We start from the raw sequence: 2,712 nt of genomic DNA, 5'->3' as shown, positions 1-2,712 counted from the left end.
TCGACCTTGAGACCCTGGGTGATGCCGACGTGACGGTGCTGGTCAATACCACGGGGGGGCACTTCAAGGTCAACGACACCATCGTCATGACCTGGGTCGGCACGCCCGCCGAAGGCTCGCCGGTCATCGAAGGGCCGATCGAGCGACCGGTCAGTCGGGTCGAGGTCGCGGTGACATTCAGCATCCCCAACGCCAAGGTCAGGGCCATCGCCAAAGGTCGGGCCAGCGTGTCCTATGTGCTGAAAAGCCAAGGTGTGACGGACCGCCCCTCGAAAAACACCAGCGTCAGTGTCGAGGGCAAGATCAGCCAATTGCGGCCGCCCAGCGTGGACGAGGCCCAGGGCGACACGCTGAACCCGATTGCGGCCAAGGACAGCCTGACCGTGGTCGTGCCTCAGGGCGATCTGCTGCCCTCCGACCTGTTGAGCGTGACCTGGACCGGCGCCGCCGGCACCCCGGCCGGCGGTTCACACACCACCACGCCGGCTCCGATCAGCACCATTGGCCGGGAGATTCCGATCCCCACCAGTGTGGTGGCCTTCAACCTGGGTAAAGCGGTGACGGTGACCTACACCATCGTCCGCAGCGGCGCCACGTCGGCGCCTTCGCAACCGCTGAACCTGACCGTGCAGGCCATCCCCAACGAGGACGGTGCGTTGCCGACGCCGGCCATCGATGGCGCGGTGGGTAATGAGCTGAACATCAGCACACTGCTCGACGGGGCGCGGACGCGGATTGCGAAGTGGCCGTTTATCGCTCTAGGCCAGAAACTCTGGCTACGCTATTCGGGAACCAACGCCGATGGCACGGCATTTACCGACCAGACCTACAACGCGGCCCCGATTCCCACGGACGGTCTGCCCAATGGCATGCTGCCGCATGCGCCAGTGGCCAAACTACGCAACTTGAAGGACGGTTCGACGCTGCGGGTGGAATTCAAGGTGGCCTTTGATGGCAGCACCGATGAAAGCACGGCGGTAACTTTTCCTGTGCGCCCGTACACGATCAAAGCCGTGGCCATTGTTGCGCCGACCCTCGACTCGGTCAAGGGCTCGCCCAGCGGGGAAGAGATTCCTGACAACGGCTATACCGTGGAAACCGCGGTGACCCTGAGCGGTACCGCCACCAAAGGCCTGGAAGTCGAAGTGTTCGACAGTGCAACCTCCAAAGGTGAGGCCACGGCGGACAAGAGCACCGGTGTCTGGACGAAGCTGGTTTCGGGTCTGAGCGAGACCGTGCACCATTTCAAAGCCAAGGCGCTGTATGGCAGTGGGGTGGAATCGGCCGTGCGAACCTTCACTGTCGAAGCGGATGCGGATGCACCAGTCTTCACCAATGGGCCTTACCTCATCCAGCCGGGGGAGACCTTCAAGGACATCAGCCTGAGCTTGCGGACCGGTAGCGGGATACCTGTTCCGAACGCCGATATCACCCTGGTTCTGCCGGCTGGTTTTACCTATTCCGATGGTAGCAGTGGGTCGCGTATTTTCAGGACGGGTACGGATGGTCGGGTGACCATCGGTGGCGTAAAAGGCCCAAGGGCGCCGGGTGGTCATGACATGACGGCGACTTACCACACCAAAACGAGCACGGCGAGATTGGCGATTGTTGGGGTGGTTTCAACGATTTCGGGGTTCTCGAAGCCGGCTCGTCTTGCCTGTAGTCCGAATGGTCGATATGTCTTTGTTTGTAACTGGGAGATCAACACAGTCTCGGTTGTAGACACAGTAAGTTTGAGGGTGATTAAAACCATTGTCGTCGGGGACAACCCACTCGGAGTTACCTTTAGCCCAGACGGTGTTTTCGTCGTTGTTTGTAATTATGGTGGGCGATCGATATCTATTATAGATGCCACGAATCTGGTAGTGATTGAAACTATTCAATTGGTGTCGCCACGAAGGGCAGCCTTTAGTATGGACGGTGCCCTCGTCTTTGTTACGAGCTTTTACGATAATAAGGTTACAGTTATAAATGCCGTGACTTGGAAGATAATCAAGACCATTCCGGTGGAGGGCTACTCTGAGGGTATTGTTAGTAGTCTTGATGGCACTCACATGTTTGTCGGTAGCGTTGGACCCAAGGTCTCAGTTATAGACGTCGCGGATCTGGAGATGATCAAAACTATTGATATTGTTGGAGGGCGTGCTACTGAAGTTGCTTGTATTGGGCCTCACATTTTTGTCTGTGATCAGAATTCAGGCATGATGTTTGTAATAGATTCTGCAAGTCTGACAGTAATCCGCACCCTAGATATCAAAGGGATTTTGACGGGGATCGCCACCAGTCCGGACGGTTCCTACGTCTTAATTTCTAGCTCAAACTTGAACACGATTACGGTGGTAGACACCGGAAGTTTGACGCTGCAAATGACTATTGCTGGCATTCGAGACCCTTACGGGATCTCTAGCAGTCCGGATGGCTCTCGTATTTTTGTTTGTAGTCAGGTAGCCAGTACGGTCTCGGTCATCACTGTGGGATAAATCGAAACCAATATATTAAATAAATCTTGGGACAGAAAATCCGAGCGAAAATCGGGAAAAAAAACCGGGGACAGACCACGATATCTCTCATGGTCTGTCACTTTAAAAAAAGAGGACGCATTTATTTGCCATCGCCCCGACCGCCCGTCTGAATCCACCCCCTACCTGTTATTTCTGACAGTAGCCACTTCCCCGCAAAACCTGTGTGATACCTCCATCGCCCGGCAATCGA

1 protein-coding gene is annotated in these 2,712 nt (G+C 56.0%); it reads left to right on the top strand.

Annotated elements, in window-relative coordinates:
• The coding region (locus tag DFS28_RS30335) for a cytochrome D1 domain-containing protein (protein ID WP_305888094.1) at positions 1 to 2,480 on the top strand (2,480 nt) is incomplete at its 5' end.
• Between the last annotated feature and the right edge of the window lie 232 nt (positions 2,481 to 2,712).

This window comes from Pseudomonas sp. 478 (genome assembly GCF_003254125.1).
In the GTDB taxonomy this organism is placed as follows: Bacteria; Pseudomonadota; Gammaproteobacteria; order Pseudomonadales; family Pseudomonadaceae; genus Aquipseudomonas.
The sequence above is the reverse complement of the archived record's forward strand: the minus strand, read 5'-3'. Positions and strand labels throughout refer to the sequence as shown.